Raw genomic sequence first — 22,687 nt, 5'->3', positions numbered from 1 at the left:
CGTAGTCGGGCCGACGGCGCTCCCGGAGGTCAGGCGCGCAGGAGGCGACCGACGCGGTCGGCGACGTCGTCGAGCGCGGCGGCCGCGGCCGGGCTCATCGGACCCATGTCGATGAAGCCGTGGATGAGCCCGTCGTAGCGCACCCGGTCGACGGCGACGCCGGCCTCGGCCAGCTTGTCGGCGTACGCCTCGCCCTCGTCGCGGAGCGGGTCGAACTCGGCGGTGACGACCAGGGCCCGGGCGACGCCGTCGGCGGAGCCGAGCAGCGGGGAGTGGCGCGGGTCGTCGAGGTCGGCGGCCTCGCCCAGGTAGTGGCCGGCGAACCACAGCATCGTGGCCATGTCGAGGAAGTAGCCCTCGCCGTTGTCGGTGCGCGAGGGGTAGTCGCCGCCCATGTGCGTCGCGGGGTAGATGAGCACCTGCGCGGCGACGCGGTCGCCGAGCTCCTGGGCGGCCACCGCGGCCAGGTTGCCGCCGGCGGAGTCGCCGCCGACCCCGAGCACCTCGGCGCCGCCGAGCTCGGCGAGGTGGTCGGCGGCCCAGGCGACCGCAGCCAGGGCGTCGTCGACCGCGGCCGGGTAGGGCGCCTCAGGCGCCAGGCGGTAGTCGACCGAGAGCACCGCGACCTCGGCCCGCGCGCACAACCGGCGGCAGGTCTGGTCGTGGGTGTCGAGGTCACCGATGACGAACCCGCCGCCGTGCAGGTAGACCAGCGTCGGCACGGGCCCGTCGGTGGCCGGCTTGTAGAGGCGCGCGGGCCGGTCGGCGACGGTGAGCTCCTCGACCGACCCCACGGGCACCTGCGTCTCGGGGGTCACCAGGTCGACGGTCATCGCCCGGAACGCCTTGCGCGCCGTCTCGGGCGTGCCCTCGTGCATCGGCGGGTACGGCGCCGCCTCGATCAGCTCGAGCAGGGCGGCGATCCCGGGGTCCAGAGGCATGGGCCCGAGGGTAGCGGCGTGGTCTCGCGCGCGGCCTGGGCCCACGAACGGTGGTCGAGGAAGGCGCCCTGGCGCCTGTCTCGAGACCACTCACCGCAGGTTCGAGACCACCGCCACCACCAGCGCGTCGGCGTACCGGCCCCGCCCGGCCCGGGTGGTCATGACGCGGGCCTCGCGGGGCGAGCGCATGTTGCCGAGCTCGACCAGGACCGTCGGGACGTCGGAGAGGTTGAGGGTGGCGAGGTCGCGGCGGACGTCGAGGCCGTCACCGCCCGCGGTGTAGGTGGCGGGCACGAAGCCCGCGCGCCGCAGCGCGGTGCGCACGTCGAGGGCGAGGCGTCGCGACGGGCCGGCGATGTCGGCGGTCCAGGGGGCGCGGCGCGGGGGCCGGACGACGTGGAACCCGCGCGCGCCGGCGGCGTAGGACCCGTCGGCGTGGATGCTCAGCTTGAGGTCGGCCCCGGTGCGGTTGCCGGCCCGGCCGCGCACGTCGACGCACGGCCCCCACGCGCGGGCGGAGTTGCGGTCGCGGGTCAGCACGACCCGGGCGCCCAGGCCCCGCAGCCGGGCGGCCACCCGCTGGGAGACCTGCCAGGTGAACGTCGCCTCGGGGTAGCCGCCGTCGGTCGCGGTGCCGGTGGTGTTGCAGGGCTTGGTGAACCCGCCGGCGGGCACGGGGCGGCCGATCTCGCGCGGGAACCGCCGGTTGCCCAGCTGGTGGCCCGGGTCGAGCACGACGGTGCGGCCCTCCAGCGGGCGGGCCGGACCGGGCGTGGGGGTCGCGGTCGGGGCGGTCGAGGACGGCGTGGCGGCTGCGGTGCCCGTCGTGCTCGGAGGACCAGCGGCGCAGGCCGCGAGGACCAGCACCGCGGCGAGCGCGAGGGCCACGAACCTCATTCGTAGCCCAGGATCTCCTGGCGCTTCGCACCCCACGCGAGTGCGGACGCGATGGCGTCGTCGAGGGACAGCTCGGTGCGCCAGTCGAGCAGGCGGGCGGCCTTGTCGGCGTTGGCGAACGCCCCGATCGCGTCGCCGGGCCGCGGCCCGGCCTCGGTGATCGGCACCTCGGAGCCGAAGACCCGCTCGAAGGCGGCGACCAGCTCGCGCACGGTCGTGCCGTCGCCCGCCCCGACGTTGATGACCGTCGACGTCGCGTCCTCGGCGGCCAGCGCGTCGTCGAAGCGCTCGATCGCCCGCACGTGGGCCCGGGCGAGGTCCCAGACGTGGATGTAGTCGCGGATGCCCGTGCCGTCGCGGGTCGGGTGCTCGGTGCCGGTGATGGTGAAGGACGGCTTCAGGCCGCGGGCGGCGAGCACGAGCTGGCCGATGACGTGCGAGGGCTCCTTGACGTAGATGCCCGACTCGAGGTCGGGGTCGGAGCCCACCGGGTTGAAGTAGCGCAGGATGACCGCCCGCAGGTCGCTGGCCACGGCGAGGTCGACGAGGACCTCCTCGATCATCCGCTTCGTCCGCGCGTACGGCGAGGCGGGCGCGAGCGCGTCGTCCTCGGTGACCTCGAAGTCGTCCTTGGCGGCGTACAGGCTGGCCGAGGAGGAGAAGAGCACCCGGTGCAGGCCGAGCGCGGTGAGCTCGTCGAAGAGCTCCAGCGACTTGGCGACGTTGTCGCGGTAGTACAGGTAGGGCTGCTCCATCGACTCGGGCACCACGATCCGTGCGGCCATGTGGATGGTGGCGTGGAGGTCGGGGTGCTCGGCGGCGATCCGGCGGACCAGGTCGCGGTCGGCGATGTCGCCCTCGTAGAAGATGCGGTCCTTGACGAAGACCCGCGGCCCGTTGAGCAGGGAGTCGAGCACGACCGGCACGTGGCCCGCGTCCTCGAGCGCCTTGCAGGTGATCGAACCGATGTAGCCGGCGCCGCCGGTGACCAGGACCTTCACCGGGGCAGGCTATCGGGACGGCCGGAGCGACGGCGCCTCGCCGACGACCTCCCTCCGGCCGTCGGTGACGCGTCGTGCGGGTCGGCTGCTCCTAGCTGCAGAGCTCCAGGTCCTGGCGGCGCAGCCCCCGCGTGCCGTGCCCGGCCGCGAGGACCCGGCCGACCAGGACCGCCAGCGGCAGGGGCACCAGGCACCAGGCCAGCAGCCCGAGGAGGACCAGGAGCACCGTCATGGGTCCAGTGTGCGCCCACCAGGCGCCCGGCGACAGGCACCTTCGGTCGGCGCCGTGTGACCCGATGTGACTAGACGGCCCGGCCCTGGGGCCGGGGCGACCGGGTCGGCCGGATCGACCGGGCCAGGCGCGGGTGGTCTGCGGCGAGCCGGTCGAGCAGGGCGTCGGCCGCCGACCCGTCGGGCACGACGAGCCCGCAGCGCTCCGCGGCCCGGCGGCGCACCGCGGCGTCGGCGTCCCCGGCGGCCAGCACGTCGTCGAGCCAGCGCGCGATCGCCGCGGCGTCGTGCACGAGCGGCCCGGGCAGCCACTCCATGACGTCGGCCGGGTGCACGCCGCGCCCCGCGCGGTAGGCCTCGGCGTCGGGGAAGACGAACCCGATCGGCCGGTCGCGCACGAGGAAGTCGGTCCACACGCTCGAGGCGTCGGTGAGCAGCCCGCGGGCCGCGCCGAGCAGCTGGTAGAGCGACACGCCCGCGGCCTCGAGCGCCGCGTCGGTCACCACCACGGCCCCCGGCACGGCCGGCCGGTCGGCGTCGAGCGGGTGCGGCTTGAGCACCAGCGCCACCCCGCGCGCCGCGCACGCCCGCGCCACATCCGCGGCGACCTGCGCCAGCAGCGCGGTGCTCGCGGCGGGGTCGCCCGCGTCCGACCACCCCGCGCCCGCGCGGTGCCCGGTCGAGGTGCGGAACGTCGGCATCCACACCACGAACGGCCCCGCCACCCCCAGCGCCGCCAGCCGCTCCCCCGTCGCCGGCCGGGTGAACGCGTCGATGCGCGGGTTGCCGCACGCCACCACCTCCTCGGGCCGCAGGTCGCACAGGTCGGCGTAGTAGTCGCCCCACACCCGCGCCCCCGTCACCAGCAGGTCGTACGCCGGCCCGCCCAGCGCCCGGTCGGGCAGGAGCGAGCGGGCCATCGCCTTCATGCCCGACCCGTGCCACAGGTTGACCGTCACCTTGCGCGGCACCCGCCGCGGCAGGCCGTAGGCGCCGTGGGTGAGCAGCACGACCTCGGCGGTGAGCCAGGCCCCCAGGCCGCGCCGCGCGTACCTCCCGACCGGCTCCACCCGTTCCAGCCCCTGCGCGCGGCAGTACGCCGCCGAGGGGCCGCCCGCCCAGCGCAGCTCGCCGGCCCACCGGGCCTCCAGGGCCCGCACGACCTCGAGCGCGTTGCCCTCCATCGGCGAGCCGCTGACGACGTACGCCACGGGTCGGGTGGGCAGGACGAGGCGCAGCGCGCGCAGCAGGGTCGGCAGCAGGACCGCCGTCAACCACCGCCTCACGACGGCGCGGCCGCGGGCAGCCGGTCGCGGACGACCCGCGCCCGCCGGCGGGCGGCCCACCGGTGCACGGGCCTCTCCACGAGGAACCAGCTGGCGACCGCGAACGGCAGCGTCAGGACCAGCGCCACGGCGGAGAACCACCACAGCCCGAGGTCGCGGGCGCGCTCGCTGTGGGCGAGCACCTGCTCGACGGGGAAGCCGTAGATGTAGACGCCGTAGGACACGTCGTTGCGCAGCCGCAGCCAGGCGGTCGTGAACAGCACGCCCACGCCGACGAGGCCGTAGGCCACCAGCGGCGCCCCGAGCAGCCGGTAGCCGGGCACGACGCAGGCCAGCAGCAGCGCCCCGGCCACGGCGGCGAAGGCCCGCACCCGGGTCACGCGCACGCGGTCGGCGAAGACGTGGAGGGCGACGCCGGTCATGTACATGAGGAAGAACCGGGTGGCGTCGTCGACGATCCCGGGCAGCGCGCCGTAGGTCAGCTGCGTGGCGAGGTGGGAGACCCAGGCCAGGCCGAGGAGGCCGAGCACCGCCCGGCGCCGCGCGAGCACGCCCGTCAGGCCCAGCACCATCAGCCCGAGGTAGCAGAGGAACTCCCACTTCAGCGTCCACAGGGAGGCGTTCCACTCCGCGGGGTACGGCGGCTCGGTCGGCGTGCCGCCGATGCTGTTGTCGACCATGACCAGCGTGCTGTTGCCCAGCACGTAGCGCAGCCCGTCCCCCACCCCGAAGCCCACGCCGGGCTCGCCGGTGGCGACGAGGCGGGCGAGGGGCGCGAAGAAGCACACCGTCATGACGAGGCAGACCCAGAACGCGGGGAAGATCCGCGCGGCCCGGGCCAGCAGGAAGCCGCGGACGTCGGGCCGCGCCAGCCAGCTGCCGGTGATGAGGAACCCGGAGAGGGCGAAGAAGCCGTCGACCGGCAGCGCACCCGAGACCTGGCCGAGGGCCAGCGAGGTGTCCAGCGAGCCGGTGATGACGACGTGGGCGTGCTTGACGACGACCATGGCGGCGAGCACGAGCCGCAGCGCGTTGAGGACGTTGCGTCGGCTGTCGAAGGCCTCGGCGAGGGTGGGCGCGGTCGTGCTGCTCACCGTGGCCCTCCCGCCGCCTCGGCCAGTCCCGCCCGGTCGCCCGCGAGCGCCGCCCGGATGCCCTGGACGGTGGCCGACCAGGTCTCGACCTCGGTCGACGGGCCAGGTCGCCGCCCGGTGCGGAGCGCCTCGGCGACCCGCTCGGCGAGGGCCGTCGCGTCGGGGGCGGCGACCAGGACCCGGTCGCCGTGGATCTCGGGCAGTCCCCCGTCGTCGGTGACGACGCACGGGACGCCGAACCAGCCGGCCTCGGCCACGGGCAGGCCGAACCCCTCGTCGGAGGAGGCCAGCACGACGACGTCACTGGTGGCCACGAGCGCCTGGTAGGTCGCGGCGTCGACGAAGCCGGGCAGCTCGACGCCGTCGAGCCCGGCCGCGCGCGCCCGGGCGGCCAGCTCGTCGGCGTACGCGCCCCGGGCGCCCAGGACGACGAGCCGGACCGGCGTGCCGAGCCGGGCCACGGCGTCCACGACGAGCTCGGGCCGCTTGTTGGGGAAGTGGCCGAAGGTCACCACGACCGGCTTCCCGTCGGCCGTGCCCGGGCGCTCGGCGTGGGGCCAGCGACGGGCCTGGTCGCGGCCGCTGCGGACCAGCACGGCCCGGGCGCGCGGGGCGAAGGCGCGGGTCTCGCGCAGGGTCTTGTCCGAGATGGCCACGACGGTCCCGGCGTGCTGCAGCGACCACCGCCACGTGCGGCGGTAGAGCCGCTGGCCCCGGCCGAACTCACCGGGGCTGACCCGGTGCCGCCAGTCGTGGACGACGGCGACCCGCCGGGCGCGCGGGAAGAGCGGGCTCACCACGCTGCTGGAGGAGACCAGCGCGTCGGCCCCCCAGCGGCGGGCGGCGCGGCCGGCGCCGACCCACTGCCCCCAGGCCCGTGCCCAGGCGCCCTCCGGCCCGACCCGGGCCTCGACGCCGGGTCCCTCGAGCTCGCGCAGGTAGTCGTAGCCGAGCAGGAGCAGCTCGTCGTCCGGGAAGGCCTGGCGCCAGGCCACGACCAGCTCCTCGACGTAGGACCGCATGCCGCCGGACGCTGCCGGCGCCCCGAGTGCGTCGACGACGACCCTCACCGGCGGCTCACGACGCGACGTCGAGCGCCCGACCCGAGACCAGGTCGGAGAACTCGCGGACCCACGACCGGATCGAGTACGGCGCCATCAGGTCGGCCGGGACCGGCGTCGGGTCCTCGACGAAGCGCCGCAGCGCCTCGACGTCCCAGGCCGCGCGGTCCTCGGGGAGCACGTGCACCCAGCGCGGGTCGTGGAAGGGCTCGGCGGTGATGCTGGCGTTGGTGGTGACGAGCTTGGCGCCGGTGGCGAGCACCTCGAAGGTGCGCATCGTCAGCCCCGACTGGCCGGTGCGCTGCACGTCGATGACGGCGCGCGCCGAGGCGAACGCCTCGGCGACGTCGGCGCGGGTCCGCTTGGTGTAGGACACGTCGGCGACCGGGATGGCCCGCACGCCGGGGTCGCGGAGCCGGTTGAGCGAGTGGTTCCACCGGGCGGGGGAGTAGAAGAAGAAGTCGTTGACCTCGCCGGCCGGCGCGAGCTGGCGGCAGACGTCGTAGCGGCCGGAGTGCAGGGTCCCGACGAAGGCGAGGTCGACGGGCCGGTGCTCGAGCGGCGCGCCCGGGACGAACTCGCGCGCGGAGAACAACGGCTTGTAGCGCAGGCCCGGCACGCGGGCCACGTCGTCGCGGTCGAAGCTGAAGGCGTGGTCGAACCGGTCGAGCAGGCGCTCGCCGCGCGGGGCGTTGGCGAAGGAGTCGAAGGCGTAGAAGACGAACACGCAGCCGGGGTTGGTGCGGCGCAGGTGGTCGAGGAACCACACCGGCACCACCTCGGCCTTGACGACCACGACGAGCGAGAGACGCCGGCCGGCCAGCGTGGCCGCCGCGTCGCGGTAGTGGCGGCGCAGGCGGGCGGCGATGAGCGACGGCGCGACCCGGGCCGCCGCCTTGGTGTAGGAGGTGTTGTCGGGGCGCTCGTCGAGCAGGGTCACCCGGTGGCCGAGGCTCTCCAGCTCGGCGGCGATGCTCCGCTCGTAGCCGAAGAAGCTCGGGGTGACGACCAGGGCCTCGCCCGGCAGGTCGGTGCTCATGCCATCAGCTTCCGGTCGCGCAGCTCGGCCAGCGAGTCGCGGTAGCGGGTGGGGGGTGCGGGCTCGAACTGCGTCGCCCAGGCCAGCAGGTGCTCCATGCCCTGGCGCAGCCCGGTGCCCGGGACCAGGCCGAGGTCGGCCTGCAGCCGGGCCGTGTCGGCCCAGTTGTGGCGGATGTCGCCGGCGCGGAACGTGCCCGTGACGTCGTACGCCGGGGCGCGACCGAGGAGGGTGCCGAGGGACTCGACCACCTCGAGGACCGAGACCGGCACGCCGGTCCCGACGTTGTAGACCCGCTGGCCGGGCAGGTCGGTGTGCACGGCGCGGGCGGTCGCCTCGACGACGTCGTCGATGTAGACGAAGTCGCGCGACTCCAGGCCGTCCTCGAAGACGTTGATGTGCTCGCCGCGGCGCACGAGCGAGGTGAAGATCGACAGGATGCCGGTGTAGGGGTTGGTCAGCGACTGACCGGGGCCGTAGACGTTCTGGTAGCGCAGCGCGGTCGCGTCGATGCCCAGGGCCGCGCAGCCCACGAGCACCAGCTGCTCCTGGGTGGCCTTGGTGACGCCGTACACCGAGGTGGGGCTGGTGCGGGCGTCCTCGTCGGTCGCGGTGGCGGTCAGGGGCCGGCCGTCGGGCCCCTCCGGCTCGAACCGGCCCTGCTCGAGCGCGGCGCGGCTGCGGCCGGTCGGGTGGTGCACGGCGCCGTCGGCGTCGACGTAGCGACCCTCGCCGTAGATCGCCCGGGACGAGGCGACCACGACCCGCGAGACCTGGTGCTCGCTGTTGGCCAGCAGGTCGAGCAGGTGCGCGGTGCCGGTGACGTTGACCTCGCTGTAGCGAGCCACCTCGTACATCGACTGGCCGGTGCCGGTCTCGGCCGCGAGGTGGACGACGACGTCCTGGCCGTCGTACGCGCGGTCCCAGTCGGGGCGGTGGCGGACGTCGCCCTCGACCAGGTGGACGAGCTCCCGCAGGCATGCGGTCTCGTCCTCCCGACCTGAACCGGGTCCGTGGACCTGGGGCGAGAGGTTGTCGAGGACGGTCACGTGGTCCCCCCGCTCGACGAGGTGTCGAACGAGGGCGGAGCCGATGAAGCCGGCTCCACCGGTGACCAGAACTCCGCGCGTCATGGCGGCTCCTGCGGCGGTGCGTGGGGGGTGGGGAGAGGGAGGGCGAGGCTGGGTGGAAGAGGGACAGGGAGGGGTCGCCCGATCGACCGTGGGTTACCGAATGGTAGGGCAGACGGCGATCCCTGGGGAGGTGTTCAGCCGATGGACGTCGTCGGCCCGGCCGCGGTCGGTCGGGGACGCGCCAGCAGGAGCACCCACATCAGGGCCATGTAGGCCAGCGAGCCGGCCGCGACGGACCAGGCGACGTCGGCCGGGCTGTCGACGGGCATGAGGAGGACCGCCGTCCCGAGCCCGGCCAGGGTCGCGACGAGGCGGGCGACGCCGACCGCGGTCGAGCGCCCCTCCGCACGCAGGTACGCCGCCGGGAGCATCACCGCCATGAGCGAGCCGTGGTTGGTGGCGAATCCGAGGACCGCGGCCCAGGACAGGCCGACGAACCCCGGCAGCACCCACCCGTAGAGCGGGGTGCGGGTCAGCGCGAGCAGCACCGCACAGGTGGTGAGCACGACGAGCACCGCGACGGCGAAGACGACCTTGCCCCGCTGGTCGAGGCGGCCCGACGAGGCGCGGCGGTAGACCAGGCGGCGCGCCGCGAGGCCGAGCACGGTGACGGGACCGAGCAGCGTCAGCGCCAGGCGCGCCTCCGAGGCGTCGCCGGCACTCCCCTGGGCCCGGGCGAGCGCCAGCGCGACCACCAGCGGCACCCCGGCCAGGGCGGCGTCGAGCAGCAGCGGCGCGGCCTCGCGGCGGTCCTCCCACAGCGATCGCAGCCCGGACCCGGTGCCGGCGCGGGCCCACCCGAGGGTGACGGTGAACCAGGTCCACAGCACCGCGCCCACGCCCCACCACGCCAGCGGCAGCCAGCTGCGGTCGAGGTCGCCGAGCGACAGCCCCGCCACCACGGCGACCTGCAGGACCAGGACGACCACGTCCCGCTTGAGGTACGCCGCCGCGTCGGCGACGTCGCTGGCGAACCGGGCGAAGTCCCAGCCGACGTAGGCCAGCACCGCGACCGAGCACAGGGCGAGCGGCAGGTTGCCGAGCGCGACGGCCACCGCCAGCTGGGCCAGCGCCACGGCCAGCCCGAGCACCCGCGCCGCGGCCAGGCCCTGCGCGAAGGTGCGGCGCCCGACCAGCACCCGCTCCACGCCGACCGCCTGGCCCAGGCCGACCAGGAAGGCGGTGACGGTGATCCAGACCGAGTAGTCGTCGAAGTCGCGGCGGCCGAGCAGCATCGCGAAGACGACCATCTGCAGCAGGGTGCTGATGCTGGCGACGGCCTGCAGCAGCACCGCGCTGCGCCGACCACCGGACGTGCGGGGCACCTCGGGCACCTCGGGGACCGCCACGGCGTGCTCGCGGTCGGCCCTGGGGGCGACCGGAGGGTCGGAGGCGGTGGACGGGGTGGGGGGCGTGACGTCCATGGGAGCGCCGACCACCGTAGCGGCGACGGGGTGCCGCGGTCACGGAAAAGACCGGATCCCCGGGGGGTGTCCTCGGATCGCCTCTACGATGCCGCGGTGACTCCCCTCGGCCTCGTGACGCTCGTCGCGGTGGCCTTGTGCCTGAAGGACTGGCGACGCCGCTTCCCGTGGCTGCTGTCGGCATCGCTCGTGCTGCCGATCTCGGCTGCCTTCGTCCTCCCCGGCCTTGCCCTGACGCCGTTCTTCACCGTCGCGCTCGTGCTGTCGGCGCTCCTGGCCTGGGACTGGGCGCGTGGGCGGGTCGCGCTCTTCTCCTGGCCCGGTGCCGGCCTGCTCGTGGCCTTCGTGACCTGGGTCGTCCTCGTGACGCTCGCCGGCCCGGCACTCTTCGCAGGGATCCCGGTGCTCAACAACCGTGACGAGGCCGGCGGGCTGGTGAGCCTCCTGCCGCTGGCCTACACCGGGTCCAACGTCGCCCAGCCGGCCTACCTCGGGCTCGGCGTGGTCGTGATCTGCTTCCTGGCGACCCGCGAGCGGATCAGCACCACCCTGTTCCTCCCGGGGCTGCTGGGCTGCATGTCCCTGAGCACCTGGCGGCTGCTCCACGACAAGGTCGGGCTGCCCTTCCCGACCGGCCTCACCGACTCCGACCAGTACCTCTACGTCGAGACGACCGAGTACCGCCTCCGTGGGGTCTTCACGGAGCCGTCGACGCTGGCCCACTACGGCACGGCCGCCTTCGCCCTGAGCCTCGTCGTGCTCACCATCGGACGCAGGCGCGCGGACCACGGTGCGGCGTGGGTGCCCACGCTCTGGGTGGCGCTGGCCGTCTGCTCGGCCGTCAACATCGTCTTCGCCCGGTCCGGCACCGCCCTGGTGGGTGGACTCGCCGTGCTCGCCGTCGTCGCCGGGATCGTGGTGGTGCGCGCCTCGCGCAGCGGCCGCGGGCTGACCACCACGAGCATCGCCACCTGCCTGGGCGGCATCGTGGTGCTGCAGTCCTGGGGCACGATCGGCGGCTACGTCTCCGGCCTGTTCACCGACAAGGTGCAGAGCGGGAGCTTCGACCAGCGGACCTTCTCCGACGAGTTCTCCCTGCGGCTCTTCCTCGACGTGCACGGCGTCGGGGTCGGCCTGGGCAGCAACAAGCCCTCCAGCCTGTGGCCGATGCTGCTCAGCTGCACGGGGCTGGTCGGGACCCTGCTGTTCACGGCCCTCGTGGGCTACCTCGTGCTGGGCGCGGCCCGGCGCGTCGAGACGCTCGGCGCCGCCGTCGTGGTCACATCGCTCGTCATCACGAAGAGCGTCGCCGGGTCGTTCCTCTCCGAGCCGCTGCTGCTGCTCGGGCTCTCCGTGTGCGCCCACGCCGTCGCCGCCCCTCGGTGGACGACTGCGCCACCCGAGGACCCGTCGCTGGCGCCGGTCACCCCGGCGCGGTCGTCGGGGTCGGCGACGAGACCGTCGCCGGGCTCGGCGCCCACCGCTGCTTGAGGCGCAGGGCGGGCACCTCGACCAAGTGGTAGGTGACCACGCCCACGCCCGTGCCGGCGACCACGAGCAGGACGAACGGCACCGGAGCCGGCAGGTCACCGGCGATCGCGTCCACGACGTGCATGGCCGGACCGTGCCCCAGGTAGATGCTGTAGCTGGCCAGGCCCACGGCCTGGACCGGACGCCAGCCGCAGACCCGGTGGAAGCTCGAACGCACGACGCTGGCCTCGCCGCGACCGGGCAGGGCGCCGTAGAGCACCACCGCGGCCGCGACCCAGGCCTGCACCGAGGGCCGCAGGACCGCCTCCCCCATGCCGTCGCGCAGCACGAGCGACGCCAGGGCGAAGGCGACCGCAGCGCCGACGAGCACGACGTCGGAGCCCGCCCTGGCCAACCAGGGCAGCCGCCCTCGGCGGTGGGCCTCGTGGGCGACCGCGACCAGCACGCCGATGGCGATGGCCTCGAGCCGGGCGTCGGTGCCGCGGAAGAGGTGCTGCAGCCGCTGCCCGTCCCAGTCGTCGAGGTCCCGGGGCTGCCCCCACGCGAGGGCCACGCGGGTCGCCAACGACCAGAGGATCGCGGCAGCGGCGGTGGCGGCCAGGGCGACGTGGGCCGACCGGCCGCGCCACACCCGGCACAGGACGATCCACAGCAGGGCGAAGCCGATGTAGAACTGCTCCTCGATCGCCAGGCTCCAGACCACCTCGGACCCCGGGAGCACCTCGAGGCTGCGCTGGTAGTCGATGAGCTTCTGCCAGTTGTAGACGAACCCGACCTGCCCGGCCAGGGCCCACCAGCTCAGGGGCCGGAAGAGCGCCCAGACCAGGCTCGGCAGCACGACCAGGACCAGCAGCGGCGGCACGAGCTTGACCAGGCGCCGCACGTAGAACGACCCGATCGCGAACCCGCCGGTGCGCTCGCGCTCGCGCACCACCAGCGAGGTGATGATGTAGCCGCTGACGGTGAAGAACACCACGACGCCCCCGTCGCCGGGCACGATCGTGAGGCCGGCGTGCATGACGACGACGAGCATCACCGCCGCGGCGCGGAGGGCGTCGACGTGGGCGATCCGTGGCGAGACCCGCTCAGCCACCCTCGCGCTCCCGGAGGCGGTCAGCCGCGCCCGCGAGGGCGGCGCGCATCGTCGGCCCGAGGGAGCGCGCCCAGGGGACGCTGACGTGCAGCCCGTCGGCGTACACCGGGACGGCACCGGCCAGGGCCGGGCAGCGGGCCTGGACGCAGAACCAGTCGCGGGTGTCGATGAAGACGGCCCCCTCGTCGGTGACCAGGTCGTCCTCGGTCGCCACCACGTCGTCGTACGTCGTCGGGCGGGTGGTGGTGCAGGAGGCGGGCGTGGCTCCGGCGCCGGTCGCGCAGGCCGCAAGGTCGGCCCCGCCCGGTGGGGCGCCGAGGACGATGGTGATCCGGGCCGCCGGGACGAGGTCGGCGAGGGCGGCGCGGTAGCCCTCGATGATCGCGGTGGCTGGGGAGGCCGGCCCGATCGCGGCCATGTCGAGCAGGGCGCCCGCCTGCCAGGAGGTGGCGAGCACGAGCACGTCGGGCCGCACCCGGGCCACCTCGGCCCGCGACCACGCGCGGAACCGGTCGCAGGCCGGGTTGGGCCTGCCGCCCGTGGTGACCACGGGGGCGTCCCAGACCGGGCAGCCGCGCAGGGTGACCTGGCGGACCCGGAAGCGGTCGTCGAGGGCGTCGCGGACCGCCGGGAGGTAGGACAGGGCGGCGTCGTCGCCGAGCACCAGCGCCGTGTCGGGGCTGTCGGCCGGCCCCGAGGCGCACTCGTCGTCGCTCCCGGCCGGCACGTCGAGGCAGCCGCCGTCGCGGCGCACGCCGTCGGCCCAGCGGGCCGAGCCGAGCTGTGCGGCCACCGTGGCCCGCGGTGGGAACGAGGTCGCGTCCAGCCCGCGCCGCAGCCGTTCCTGGACGCGGGCGAGCGGTCCGGTGGCCGGGGCCGCGGCGGCACCGCTGGTCGGGTCCGACGCCGGGGCGGCGGGAGGCTCGGCCGGGTCGGGCGCGACAGCCGCGCCGCCCGGCTCGCCGACGTACGACGGGGGCGCGGTCGGGCCCCGGTCGAGCGCGAGGACGACGAGGGCGAGCGTGACGACGCCGACGACGACCAGCACGACGTTGGACAGACGTCGGCCGGGTCGCCGTCTCGAGGTGGGGGGACCGGACCACCGGGGTGGTCGTACCGGCCGGCTCGGTCGGGGCACCTCGGCAGGATAGGGCGCGCTCGCGCCCGGGGTCCGCGGAATGCCCGTGACCGCATTCGACACCATCGACCGTCCGGTCGCACTACAGTGACCGCGCGCGGCTCCCCCCTCTCCCCACCGTGCCGCACCCGTGTCGAAAGTGGCCGCATGCTCGAGTTCCTCACCACGCTCGCCCGACGCTGGCGGGTCGTCGTCACCGCCGTGCTGCTGGGCGTGGCCGCCGCCGCCCTGGCCACGAGCCAGCTGACGCCGTCCTACCGGGCGGAGTCGCAGCTGTTCGTCGCCCTGGCCTCGACCGGCGACTCGGCCGATGCGCTCGCCCAGGGCGAGCTGTTCGCGGTCAACCGGGTGAAGTCCTACCCCGTCATCGCCGACAGCCCCCAGGTGCTCGAGCCGGTCATCGCCGACCTCGGCCTCGACGTCTCGCCGGAGGAGCTGGCCGAGGAGGTCGAGGCGGAGGCCGTCCCCCAGACGGTGCTGATCTCGATCACCGTCACCGATCCCTCCGCCGCGCGCTCGGCCGAGATCGCCAACGCCGTCTCGGCGCAGTTCATCGAGGTCGTCGAGTCCCTCGACCGGGTCGACGAGGACTCCCCGTCGCCGGTCAAGGTGACGGTGGTGCGCCCAGCGGTGGCGCCGGCGTCGGCGTCCTTCCCGGTGCCGGCCATCAACCTGGCGGTCGGGCTGCTCGCCGGCCTCGCCCTCGGCATCGCGGGCGCTGCACTCCGCGAGACCCTCGACCAGACGGTGCGCGACGAGGACGACGTCGAGCAGGCCACCGGACTGGGCACCCTCGGCGTCGTCCCGACCAACACCCACATCGACGCCGAGCCGGTGCTCGCGGCGGGTGCCTCCGACGTGGTGTGGGCGGAGTCCTACCGCAAGCTGCGCACCAACCTGTCCTACCTCGACCCCGACGACCCGCCGCGGGTCCTCATGGTCACCAGCGCGCTGTCCGGCGACGGCAAGACCGTCACCGCGGCCAACCTGGCTGCCTCGCTCGCCCAGACCGGCCTCCGCACGATCCTCGTCGAGGCCGACCTGCGCCGGCCGAGCCTGGCCGGGCTGCTCGAGCTCTCCCCCGACGTCGGCGTGACCAGCGTCGTCTCCGGCAAGGCCTCGGTCGCCGACGTGACCCAGCGGGCGGCGTCCGGCATGGACGTCCTGACCTGCGGGCCCATCCCGCCCAACCCGAGCGAGCTGCTCGGCTCCCGCAGCTTCAAGCGGCTCGTCGCCGGCCTCCTGGAGACGCACGACCGCGTCATCATCGACACCCCACCCCTGGTCGCCGTCACCGACGCCGCGGTCACCTCGGTCGTCGCCGACGCCGTGATCGTCGTCTGCACCTCGCGCGGCACCACCCGGCCGGACCTGCGTCGCGCCGTCGAGGCCCTGCGCGCGGTCGACGCCCCGCTGGCCGGGGTCGTGCTCAACCAGGTCTCGCTGGCCGGCCGCAGCTACCGGCAGTACACCTACGAGCCCGACGAGCGTCCCCGCGCCCGACGCGACAAGCGCGACCGGGACACCCGGGTCCCCGCGCCGGCCACCAGCGCCGCCCCCCGTCGTACGCCGGGCCCCGGTGGCGCCGACGCGCCGGTGCTCGACGACGAGACCGCCGACCACGCCCCGCGCCACGCCTCCTCCGGCTGACCACCCTTCCCCGCCCACCCCCACCCCACCCCACCCCACCCCGCAGGACACCCCCATGACCGTCGCGCCCGAGCACGAGTTCTTCATCACCGCGGCCAAGGCCGTGGACCCCCGACCCGCCGAGCGCCTCCGCCTCGCCGTCCCCGACCCGCTCGTCCCGGCCGTCGTCCGGGCCCGGGCCGCGGTCAAGCGGCGGCGCGGGGGCGCGCTCGCGCTCGCCCGGCGCGAGATGGGCTGGCTGCTCGGCGCCGTCGCCGACGACGCGGAGGTCGAGGCGGTCGCCCAGCGCTACCTCGTCCAGGACACCTACCGCTCCGAGGCGCGCTGGCACCCCGGGCTGATCTGCCACCAGCCCGTCGACGGGATCGAGCACCTCGCCGCGGCCCGGGCGGAGGGCCGCGGCGTGGTCATCAGCTTCCTCCACCACGGCCACTACGAGGGCGCCGTGGCCTCGGTCAGTGCCGCCGACCGGCCGATCCACGTCGCGCTGTCACCCGACATGTGCGGTCCGGACGCGCCGGGCTTCCTGCGCCAGCACGTGCGCGCGGGCGTCAACGGCGGCACCATCGGCGTCAACGTCGCCGGCGGCGCCGGGGTGCTGGCCGGCGTGCTCGCCCGCGGCGAGGTGCTCGCCATCGCGACCGACGTGCCCGGCACGATGCCGGCCGACTTCCTCGGCCAGCAGCGCTACGGGTCCTCCGGCGCAGCCCGGCTGGCCCTCGGCACGCGGAGCCTCGTCGTCGTCATGACCGCGCACCGCTCGCCGTCCGGGGAGCTGCGGCTGAGCATCGGCGAGCCGATCGAGCCCACCGACTTCGCCTCGCCCGACGACCTGGTGCGCCACCTGCTGGCCGCCCAGGAGGACGCCGTGCGGGCCTGGCCCGAGGGCTACCACCACCCCACGCTGCGGTGGGGCACGGCGCCGCGCGTCGCCGCGGACTAGACCGGCACGGGAGTTTCTGCCCGGGCATACCTGGGGGCGTAACCCGACCTGGGCGAGGTCGTTCTTCCCGTTGACGGGTGCCACTCGGGAGGCGACCGTGCGCGACCCATCGCGCGCGGATGACCCGGAGACCGGAAGACCCCCCACGTGACCCTCATCGCCGACGTCCGCGCCGCACGTCTCGACGACGTCCGACGCCGCAGCCTCGCCCTGCGCACCCTGCCGCTGGTCGCGGCCGCGCTCGACACCCTGCTGCTCGCAGTGGCCTGCCTGGTCGCCGCCGAGCTGCGGGGCGTCCTCGACGTGCTCGACCCAGCCGACGCCGCACCCCCGTCCCTGCCCGCGACGGCCACGATGTTCGCCGGGGTGTGGCTCGCCGCCCTCGTCGCGCTCGGCGCCCACCAGCGCGACGTCTTCGGCGCGGGCTCCGACGAGTTCAAGCGCGTCGCCCGGGCCGGGCTGCTCACCGCGGCCCTGGTCGGCATCGGGTGCTACCTGGCCAAGTACGACCTCTCGCGCGGCTTCTTCGTGCTGGCCCTCGTCGTCGGGGTGCCCCTGCTGCTGACCGGACGCGTCGGCCTGCGGGTCGCGGTGCGGCGGAGCCGCCGGGCCGGCGCACTGCGCGAGCGGGTGCTGCTGGCCGGCACCCCCGCCCACGTCGACGAGATCGCCACCGTGCTGCGCCGAGACACCTACCTCGGCTACGAGGTCGTCGGGGCGCTCACAAACGACCACCACCACCTGACCCCGGGAGGCGTGCCCGTGGTGGGGCACGTCGACCACGTCCTGGCCACGGTGCGCGACGTGCAGCCGCACGTGCTGTTCGTCGCCGACAACCTCGTCGGCGGCAGCGAGCGGCTGCGCGAGATCGTCTACGACCTCGAGGACGACGACGTCGCCGTCGTCGTGACCCCGGGCATGGCCGACATCGACGGCCGCCGGGTCAAGGTGCGCCCCGCCGGCGGCGTACCGCTGCTGCACATCGAGAAGCCGCGCACCGCCGACGCGACCCGGTGGGCCAAGCGCACCTTCGACGTCGTGGGGGCCTCCTTGCTCGTCCTCGCCTTCGCGCCCCTGCTCGCCTTCGCCGCCTGGCGCGTACGCCGCCACGACGGCGGCCCGGTGTTCTACTCCCACCCGCGGGTCGGCAAGGACGGGGTCACGTTCGGCTGCCTGAAGTTCCGCACGATGGTCGAGGACGCCGCGGCGCTGCAGGACGAGCTGGTCGCCGCGCAGGGCGCGAGCGCACTGTTCTTCAAGGTCAAGGACGACCCGCGCATCACGCACCCGGGCCGGTGGCTGCGCAAGTACTCCCTCGACGAGCTGCCCCAGCTGTTCAACGTCATCCGCGGTGACATGAGCCTGGTCGGCCCGCGTCCGCAGGTCGCCGGCGAGGTCGCCCTGTACCGCGGCCACATGCAGCGCCGCCTGCTCGTCCGCCCCGGCATGACCGGCCTCTGGCAGGTCAGCGGGCGCAACGACCTCTCGGTCGAGGAGGCCATGCGGCTCGACGTCTTCTACGTCGACAACTGGTCGATGATCCAGGACCTCGCGATCCTCGCGCGCACCCTGCGCGCCGTCGTCCGGTCCGACGGCGCCTACTGATCCACGCCGGCTGGGGTGCGAGGAGCCCCGGCGACGAGCCTCGAAGCCACACCAGCCGACGCCGCCAACCCCAGCACGAAGCACTCCGGGGACTTCGAGGCTCGCCCCGCTCAAACCCAAGCCACCGGCACCCCAGCCGCGCCGCGCGCGGCGCCGGTTCAGCCGTGCTCGAGCAGCTCGAGCAGGTAGGCGCCGTACCCGCTCTTGCGCAGCGGCTCGGCCCGCTCGCGCAGCTCGTCGTCGCTGAGGTAGCCCATCCGCCAGGCGACCTCCTCGGGCGATCCGACCTTGGTCCCCTGCCGGGCCTCGAGAGCGCGCACGAAGTTGCTGGCGTCGTTGAGGTCGTCGAAGGTGCCGGTGTCGAGCCAGGCCGACCCCCGCGGCAGCACCTCGACCTGCAGCCGCCCCTCCTCGAGGTAGAGCCGGTTGAGGTCGGTGATCTCCAGCTCGCCGCGCGCCGACGGGGTGAGCCCGGCGGCCTTCTCGACGACGTCGGAGCCGTAGAAGTAGAGCCCGGGTACGGCGTACTGGCTGCGCGGCTCGGCCGGCTTCTCCTCCAGCGAGACCGCCTTGAAGTCGGCGTCGAACTCCACCACGCCGTACGCCGTCGGATCGGCCACGCGGTAGCCGAAGACGGCGGCGCCGTCGAGGTCGTCGAAGCGCCGCAGCCGGCTGCCGAGCCCGGCGCCGTAGAAGATGTTGTCGCCGAGCACGAGACCGACCGACCCGTCGCCGACGTGGTCGGCGCCGATGACGAAGGCCTGGGCGAGCCCGTCGGGGCTGGGCTGCACGGCGTAGGTGATCTGGACACCGAGCTGGGACCCGTCGCCGAGGAGCCGGCGGAACTGCTCGGCCTCGTGCGGGGTGGTGATGACCAGCACCTCGCGGATGCCCGCGAGCATCAGCGTCGAGAGCGGGTAGTAGATCATCGGCTTGTCGTAGACCGGCATCAGCTGCTTGCTCACGGCATGCGTGATCGGGTGCAGCCGCGAGCCCGTGCCGCCGGCCAGGATGATTCCGCGCATGCGCCGCATTGTGGTGGACGGCGCGGCGCCGCGGTAACTCCGGGCGTGCGGGCGTCTCGGGCCGGTGAACCGAAGGTAAAAGCCTCAGGGTTCCCTCACATCCGTCGGACCGGGCGCCTACCGTTCTGTTCGCCCCACCCACTGGGTGAGGCCGGATCTTGGGGGCCGGTTCGACCTGCCTCCGTCGAGCCCGCAGGCCTGGAGGCCCCCGTGACCCTGACCGACACCGTGACGCGCCTGGCCACCCGGCCGCGCAGCCGGGGTGTCGGCCTCCTCCCGTACGCCGCGCTGGGGCTCGACCTGGCGATCATGGTCGCGGCCACGCTGCTGGCGGTCGTCGGACGGCAGCAGGGCTTCTTGTTCCACGACCCGGTCGACGTCTCGACCTGGGCCGGGATGGCCAGCCCGCTGATGGTGGTCGGCTGGGCGACGCTGACCTGGCTCGTGGGCGGCTACCGCGACGACGTGTTCGGCGCCGGCACCGACGAGTACAAGCGCGTGGTCAACGCGGGTCTGCTCGCCGCCGGGCTGGTCTGTGCCGCCTGCTACCTCGGCCAGGTGCCGCTCTCGCGCGGCTTCTTCTTCCTGCTCTTCGCCGTCGGCATCCCCGCGGTGCTGCTGGGCCGTCGGGTCCTGCGCCGGCTCGTCCATCGCGCCCGCGACAACGGCGCGCTGCTCCAGCGGGTCCTCATCGCGGGCTCGCCCGAGCACGTCGACGAGGTCGCGGCCGTCCTGCGACGCGAGCGGTGGCTGGGGTACGAGGTCATGGGGGCGCTCACGCCGGCCACCGACCTGAGCATCGAGACCGCCACCGGCGTCCCGGTCGTCGGCAATGCCGACGACGTGAGCGCCATGACCACCGCCGACGTCGTCTTCTTCGCCGGCGGCTCCGACATCTCCACCCGCCGCATGCGCTCGATCGTCTGGGAGCTGGAGCAGCGCGACGTCCAGCTCGTCGTGGCCCCCGGCGTCACCGAGACCAGCAGTGACCGCGTCCGGGTGCGCCCGGTCGGCGGCCTGCCGCTGATGCACATCGACCCGCCCAACCACCACGCCGCCGGCCGCATCGGCAAGCGGACGTTCGACGTGGTGAGCAGCCTGGCCCTCCTGGTGGCGTTCTCGCCGCTCTTCCTCGTCGCCGCCGTGATGGTGCTGGTGCAGGACGGCGGGCCGGTGCTCTTCCGCCAGACCCGCGTCGGCCGGCACGGCCGCGAGTTCACCTGCCTGAAGTTCCGCACGATGGTCGTCGACGCCGAGTCGCGCCTCGGTGCGCTGCACGCCGCCACCGGGCACGACAGCGGGCTGTTCAAGATGAAGGAGGACCCGCGCATCACGCGCACGGGTCGCTGGCTGCGCCGCTACTCCATCGACGAGCTGCCGCAGCTGGTCAACGTGCTGCGCGGCGACATGAGCCTCGTCGGGCCCCGCCCGCCCCTGCCGCTCGAGGTCGCGTCGTACGGCGACGACACGGCGCGCCGCCTGCACGTCCGTCCCGGGCTGACCGGCCTGTGGCAGGTCTCGGGCCGCTCCGACCTGAGCTGGACCGACGCCATCCGGCTCGACCTCTACTACGTCGACAACTGGTCGATGGTCCAGGACCTCTCGATCCTGGTCCGCACCCTGGGCGCCGTCGTCGGCTCCCGCGGCGCCTACTGAGCGCCTGCGGCCGCTCGCACCCGCACCGGCTGGAAGGATGCCGTCATGCCCTCTGCCCTGATCACCGGCATCACCGGCCAGGACGGCCTCTACCTCGCCGAGCTGCTCGTCGCGAAGGGGTACGACGTCCACGGCCTCATCCGCGGCCAGAACAACCCCAAGCGCGACCTCGTCGAGCAGCTGCTCCCGACGGTCACCCTGCACAACGGCGACCTGACCGACATGTCCAGCCTGCTGCGGGCCCTGCGCGACGCCGACCCCGACGAGGTCTACAACCTCGGTGCGGTGTCGTTCGTCGCCTACTCGTGGGAGCAGGCAGCTCTCACGACGGACGTGACGGCCAAGGGCGTGCTCAACATGCTCGAGGCCGTGCGGCTGCACACCGGTGACGACCCGAGCCGGGTGCGCTTCTACCAGGCGTCGAGCTCGGAGATGTTCGGCAAGGTGCAGGACGTGCCGCAGCACGAGCGCACCCTGCTGTGGCCGCGGTCGCCGTACGGCGTGGCCAAGGTCTTCGGCCACTACATGACGATCAACTACCGCGAGTCCTACGGCATGCACGCCAGCTCCGGCATCCTGTTCAACCACGAGTCGCCACGCCGGGGGCCGGAGTTCGTGACCCGCAAGGTCAGCCAGGCCGTCGCGCGCATCCACCTCGGCCTGCAGGAGGAGCTGGTCATGGGCAACCTCGACGCCGAGCGCGACTGGGGCTTCGCCGGTGACTACGTCGAGGCCATGTGGCTGATGCTGCAGCAGGACGAGGCCGACGACTACGTCATCGCGACCGGCGAGACGCACTCGGTGCGCGAGTTCGTGCAGCTCGCCTTCGCCCACGTCGGCATCGACGACTGGGAGCGCTACATCCGCTACGACCCGCGCTTCATGCGGCCCGCCGAGGTCGACCAGCTCATCGGCGACCGGTCGAAGGCCGAGCAGGCCCTGGGCTGGAAGCCCAAGGTCGGCTTCACCGACCTGGTCTCCATGATGGTCACGGCCGACGTCGAGGCCATCCGGAGCGGCTGGAAGTGAGCCGCGCCCTCGTCACGGGTGTCGGCGGCCAGGACGGCGGCTACCTCGCCGAGGCCCTGCTCGCCGACGGCGTCGAGGTGCACGCCCTCGTGCTCGACGGCGACGCCGTTCCCCACGGTGTGGTCGGGCACGTCGGCGACCTCGGCGACGTCGAGGCAACGCGGGCCCTGGTGCGCGACCTCGCGCCGGCGACCGTCTACAACCTGGCCGCGATCTCCTCCGTCGCGCAGTCGTGGGAGCAGCCCGACCTCGTCGCCCACGTCAACGGCACGGCCGCCGTCGGGCTCCTCGAGTCGGCCCACCGGGTCGGTGCCCGCGTCGTCCAGGCCTCCAGCGCCGAGATCTTCGGCGAGCCGGTGACCAGCCCCCAGGACGAGTCGACCCCCGTCCGGCCCCTCAACCCGTACGGCGCCGCCAAGGCCTTCGCGCACCTGGCCGTCGAGGTCTGGCGCGGCCGCGGGCTGCACGCCTCGAGCATGGTGCTCTACAACCACGAGTCCCCCCGCCGCCCGGCCCGGTTCGTGACCCGCAAGATCACCTCGACCGTCGCCGCCATCGCCCGCGGCGAGGCCGACCGCCTCGTGCTCGGCAACCTCGACGCCCGCCGCGACTGGGGATGGGCCCCCGACTACGTCGACGCCCTGGTCCGTGCCGCTCGCGCCGACGAGCCCGACGACTACGTCGTCGCCACCGGCGTCTCCCACTCCGTGCGTGACTTCGTCGCCGCCGCCTTCACCCGCGCCGGCGTCCACGACTGGGAGCGCCTCGTCGAGGTCGACCAGGCCCTCGTCCGCCCCGCTGACGCCACCGAGCTCGTCGGCGACGCCACCCGCGCCCGCACCCGCCTCGGCTGGTCCCCCAGCGTCACCTTCGACGAGCTCGTCGGCCGGATGGTCGACGCCGACCTCGGTCAGGAACCGGCCGAGACCGCCACCGACCCGTAGGATCGT

20 protein-coding genes are annotated in these 22,687 nt (G+C 74.4%); 7 read left to right on the top strand and 13 right to left on the bottom strand.

The features are described from left to right. Nucleotides 1–29: 29 nt before the first annotated feature. The 10 genes from FJQ57_RS01565 to FJQ57_RS01525 all read right to left on the bottom strand — a co-directional run bounded on the left by FJQ57_RS01565 (nucleotide 30) and on the right by FJQ57_RS01525 (nucleotide 10,107). The gene (locus FJQ57_RS01565) at nucleotides 30–941 is read right to left on the bottom strand and encodes an alpha/beta hydrolase (protein ID WP_139977492.1); all 912 of its coding nucleotides are present in this window, start codon (nucleotides 939–941) and stop codon (nucleotides 30–32) included. A 90-nt stretch (nucleotides 942–1,031) separates the two neighbouring features. Beyond that, the gene (locus tag FJQ57_RS01560; RefSeq protein ID WP_139977491.1) at nucleotides 1,032–1,838 is read right to left on the bottom strand and encodes an N-acetylmuramoyl-L-alanine amidase; all 807 of its coding nucleotides are present in this window, start codon (nucleotides 1,836–1,838) and stop codon (nucleotides 1,032–1,034) included. Continuing rightward, on the bottom strand, nucleotides 1,835–2,839 hold the full coding sequence (galE, locus tag FJQ57_RS01555) for a UDP-glucose 4-epimerase GalE (RefSeq protein ID WP_139977490.1): 1,005 nt from the start codon (nucleotides 2,837–2,839) through the stop codon (nucleotides 1,835–1,837). The genes FJQ57_RS01560 and galE overlap by 4 nt, the downstream gene beginning before the upstream one ends. Before the next feature lie 91 nt (nucleotides 2,840–2,930). Beyond that, nucleotides 2,931–3,071 (bottom strand): hypothetical protein, encoded by a 141-nt coding sequence (locus FJQ57_RS22175; protein WP_170219229.1) that lies wholly within the window; start codon nucleotides 3,069–3,071, stop codon nucleotides 2,931–2,933. A gap of 70 nt (nucleotides 3,072–3,141) precedes the next feature. Then, the gene (locus tag FJQ57_RS01550) at nucleotides 3,142–4,344 is read right to left on the bottom strand and encodes a CDP-glycerol glycerophosphotransferase family protein (protein ID WP_139977489.1); all 1,203 of its coding nucleotides are present in this window, start codon (nucleotides 4,342–4,344) and stop codon (nucleotides 3,142–3,144) included. An 8-nt stretch (nucleotides 4,345–4,352) separates the two neighbouring features. Further along, entirely contained in the window at nucleotides 4,353–5,450 is a 1,098-nt protein-coding gene (locus FJQ57_RS01545) for an acyltransferase family protein (protein ID WP_139977488.1), read from the bottom strand. Continuing rightward, nucleotides 5,447–6,472 (bottom strand): glycosyltransferase family 4 protein, encoded by a 1,026-nt coding sequence (locus tag FJQ57_RS01540; RefSeq protein WP_139977487.1) that lies wholly within the window; start codon nucleotides 6,470–6,472, stop codon nucleotides 5,447–5,449. The genes FJQ57_RS01545 and FJQ57_RS01540 overlap by 4 nt, the downstream gene beginning before the upstream one ends. 55 nt (nucleotides 6,473–6,527) lie before the next feature. Beyond that, entirely contained in the window at nucleotides 6,528–7,550 is a 1,023-nt protein-coding gene (locus tag FJQ57_RS01535) for a WaaS/CpsH family glycosyltransferase (RefSeq protein WP_139977486.1), read from the bottom strand. Further along, on the bottom strand, nucleotides 7,547–8,683 hold the full coding sequence (locus FJQ57_RS01530) for an NAD-dependent epimerase/dehydratase family protein (RefSeq protein WP_139977485.1): 1,137 nt from the start codon (nucleotides 8,681–8,683) through the stop codon (nucleotides 7,547–7,549). Before FJQ57_RS01530 ends, FJQ57_RS01535 begins: the two co-directional genes overlap by 4 nt. 134 nt (nucleotides 8,684–8,817) lie before the next feature. Beyond that, complete coding sequence (locus FJQ57_RS01525; RefSeq protein WP_139977484.1) at nucleotides 8,818–10,107, bottom strand: hypothetical protein; 1,290 nt, start codon at nucleotides 10,105–10,107, stop codon at nucleotides 8,818–8,820. Between the two features lie 96 nt (nucleotides 10,108–10,203). On the opposite strand from FJQ57_RS01525, the gene FJQ57_RS01520 reads away from it, so the two are divergent. Next, nucleotides 10,204–11,598 carry a hypothetical protein gene (locus FJQ57_RS01520; RefSeq protein WP_139977483.1) on the top strand — a complete coding sequence of 465 codons (1,395 nt, stop codon included), beginning with the start codon at nucleotides 10,204–10,206 and terminating at the stop codon, nucleotides 11,596–11,598. Here the strand turns inward: FJQ57_RS01520 and FJQ57_RS22170 are convergent. Both FJQ57_RS22170 and FJQ57_RS22165 read right to left on the bottom strand, forming a co-directional pair. Next, the gene (locus tag FJQ57_RS22170; protein ID WP_170219228.1) at nucleotides 11,531–12,691 is read right to left on the bottom strand and encodes an acyltransferase family protein; all 1,161 of its coding nucleotides are present in this window, start codon (nucleotides 12,689–12,691) and stop codon (nucleotides 11,531–11,533) included. The two genes, FJQ57_RS01520 and FJQ57_RS22170, sit on opposite strands and share 68 nt — an antisense overlap. Continuing rightward, the gene (locus FJQ57_RS22165; protein WP_170219227.1) at nucleotides 12,684–13,739 is read right to left on the bottom strand and encodes an SGNH hydrolase domain-containing protein; all 1,056 of its coding nucleotides are present in this window, start codon (nucleotides 13,737–13,739) and stop codon (nucleotides 12,684–12,686) included. The genes FJQ57_RS22170 and FJQ57_RS22165 overlap by 8 nt, the downstream gene beginning before the upstream one ends. A 237-nt stretch (nucleotides 13,740–13,976) precedes the next feature. Between FJQ57_RS22165 and FJQ57_RS22160 the strand changes: the two genes are divergently transcribed. From FJQ57_RS22160 to FJQ57_RS01500, 3 genes are all read left to right on the top strand, one after another. Continuing rightward, entirely contained in the window at nucleotides 13,977–15,479 is a 1,503-nt protein-coding gene (locus FJQ57_RS22160) for a tyrosine-protein kinase domain-containing protein (RefSeq protein ID WP_170219226.1), read from the top strand. A 55-nt stretch (nucleotides 15,480–15,534) separates the two neighbouring features. Continuing rightward, nucleotides 15,535–16,422, top strand: a complete 888-nt coding sequence (locus FJQ57_RS01505; RefSeq protein WP_139977481.1) for a lysophospholipid acyltransferase family protein — start codon at nucleotides 15,535–15,537, stop codon at nucleotides 16,420–16,422. 147 nt (nucleotides 16,423–16,569) lie between these two features. Continuing rightward, nucleotides 16,570–18,027 carry a sugar transferase gene (locus tag FJQ57_RS01500; protein ID WP_139977480.1) on the top strand — a complete coding sequence of 486 codons (1,458 nt, stop codon included), beginning with the start codon at nucleotides 16,570–16,572 and terminating at the stop codon, nucleotides 18,025–18,027. Nucleotides 18,028–18,185: 158 nt separating this feature from the next. Here FJQ57_RS01500 and rfbA read toward each other — a convergent pair whose 3' ends face one another. Further along, on the bottom strand, nucleotides 18,186–19,052 hold the full coding sequence (gene rfbA / locus FJQ57_RS01495; protein WP_139977479.1) for a glucose-1-phosphate thymidylyltransferase RfbA: 867 nt from the start codon (nucleotides 19,050–19,052) through the stop codon (nucleotides 18,186–18,188). Between the two features lie 210 nt (nucleotides 19,053–19,262). Between rfbA and FJQ57_RS01490 the strand changes: the two genes are divergently transcribed. The 3 genes from FJQ57_RS01490 to FJQ57_RS01480 are packed head-to-tail and all read left to right on the top strand — an operon-like array spanning nucleotide 19,263 to nucleotide 22,681. Next, nucleotides 19,263–20,708 carry a sugar transferase gene (locus FJQ57_RS01490; RefSeq protein ID WP_211348717.1) on the top strand — a complete coding sequence of 482 codons (1,446 nt, stop codon included), beginning with the start codon at nucleotides 19,263–19,265 and terminating at the stop codon, nucleotides 20,706–20,708. Nucleotides 20,709–20,753: 45 nt separating this feature from the next. Beyond that, on the top strand, nucleotides 20,754–21,737 hold the full coding sequence (gene gmd, locus FJQ57_RS01485; protein ID WP_139977478.1) for a GDP-mannose 4,6-dehydratase: 984 nt from the start codon (nucleotides 20,754–20,756) through the stop codon (nucleotides 21,735–21,737). Continuing rightward, complete coding sequence (locus FJQ57_RS01480; RefSeq protein WP_139977477.1) at nucleotides 21,734–22,681, top strand: GDP-mannose 4,6-dehydratase; 948 nt, start codon at nucleotides 21,734–21,736, stop codon at nucleotides 22,679–22,681. Before gmd ends, FJQ57_RS01480 begins: the two co-directional genes overlap by 4 nt. The last annotated feature ends 6 nt before the right edge of the window (nucleotides 22,682–22,687 follow it).

Source organism: Nocardioides litoris (genome assembly GCF_006346315.1).
In the GTDB taxonomy this organism is placed as follows: Bacteria; Actinomycetota; Actinomycetes; order Propionibacteriales; family Nocardioidaceae; genus Nocardioides; species Nocardioides litoris.
The sequence above is the reverse complement of the archived record's forward strand: the minus strand, read 5'-3'. Positions and strand labels throughout refer to the sequence as shown.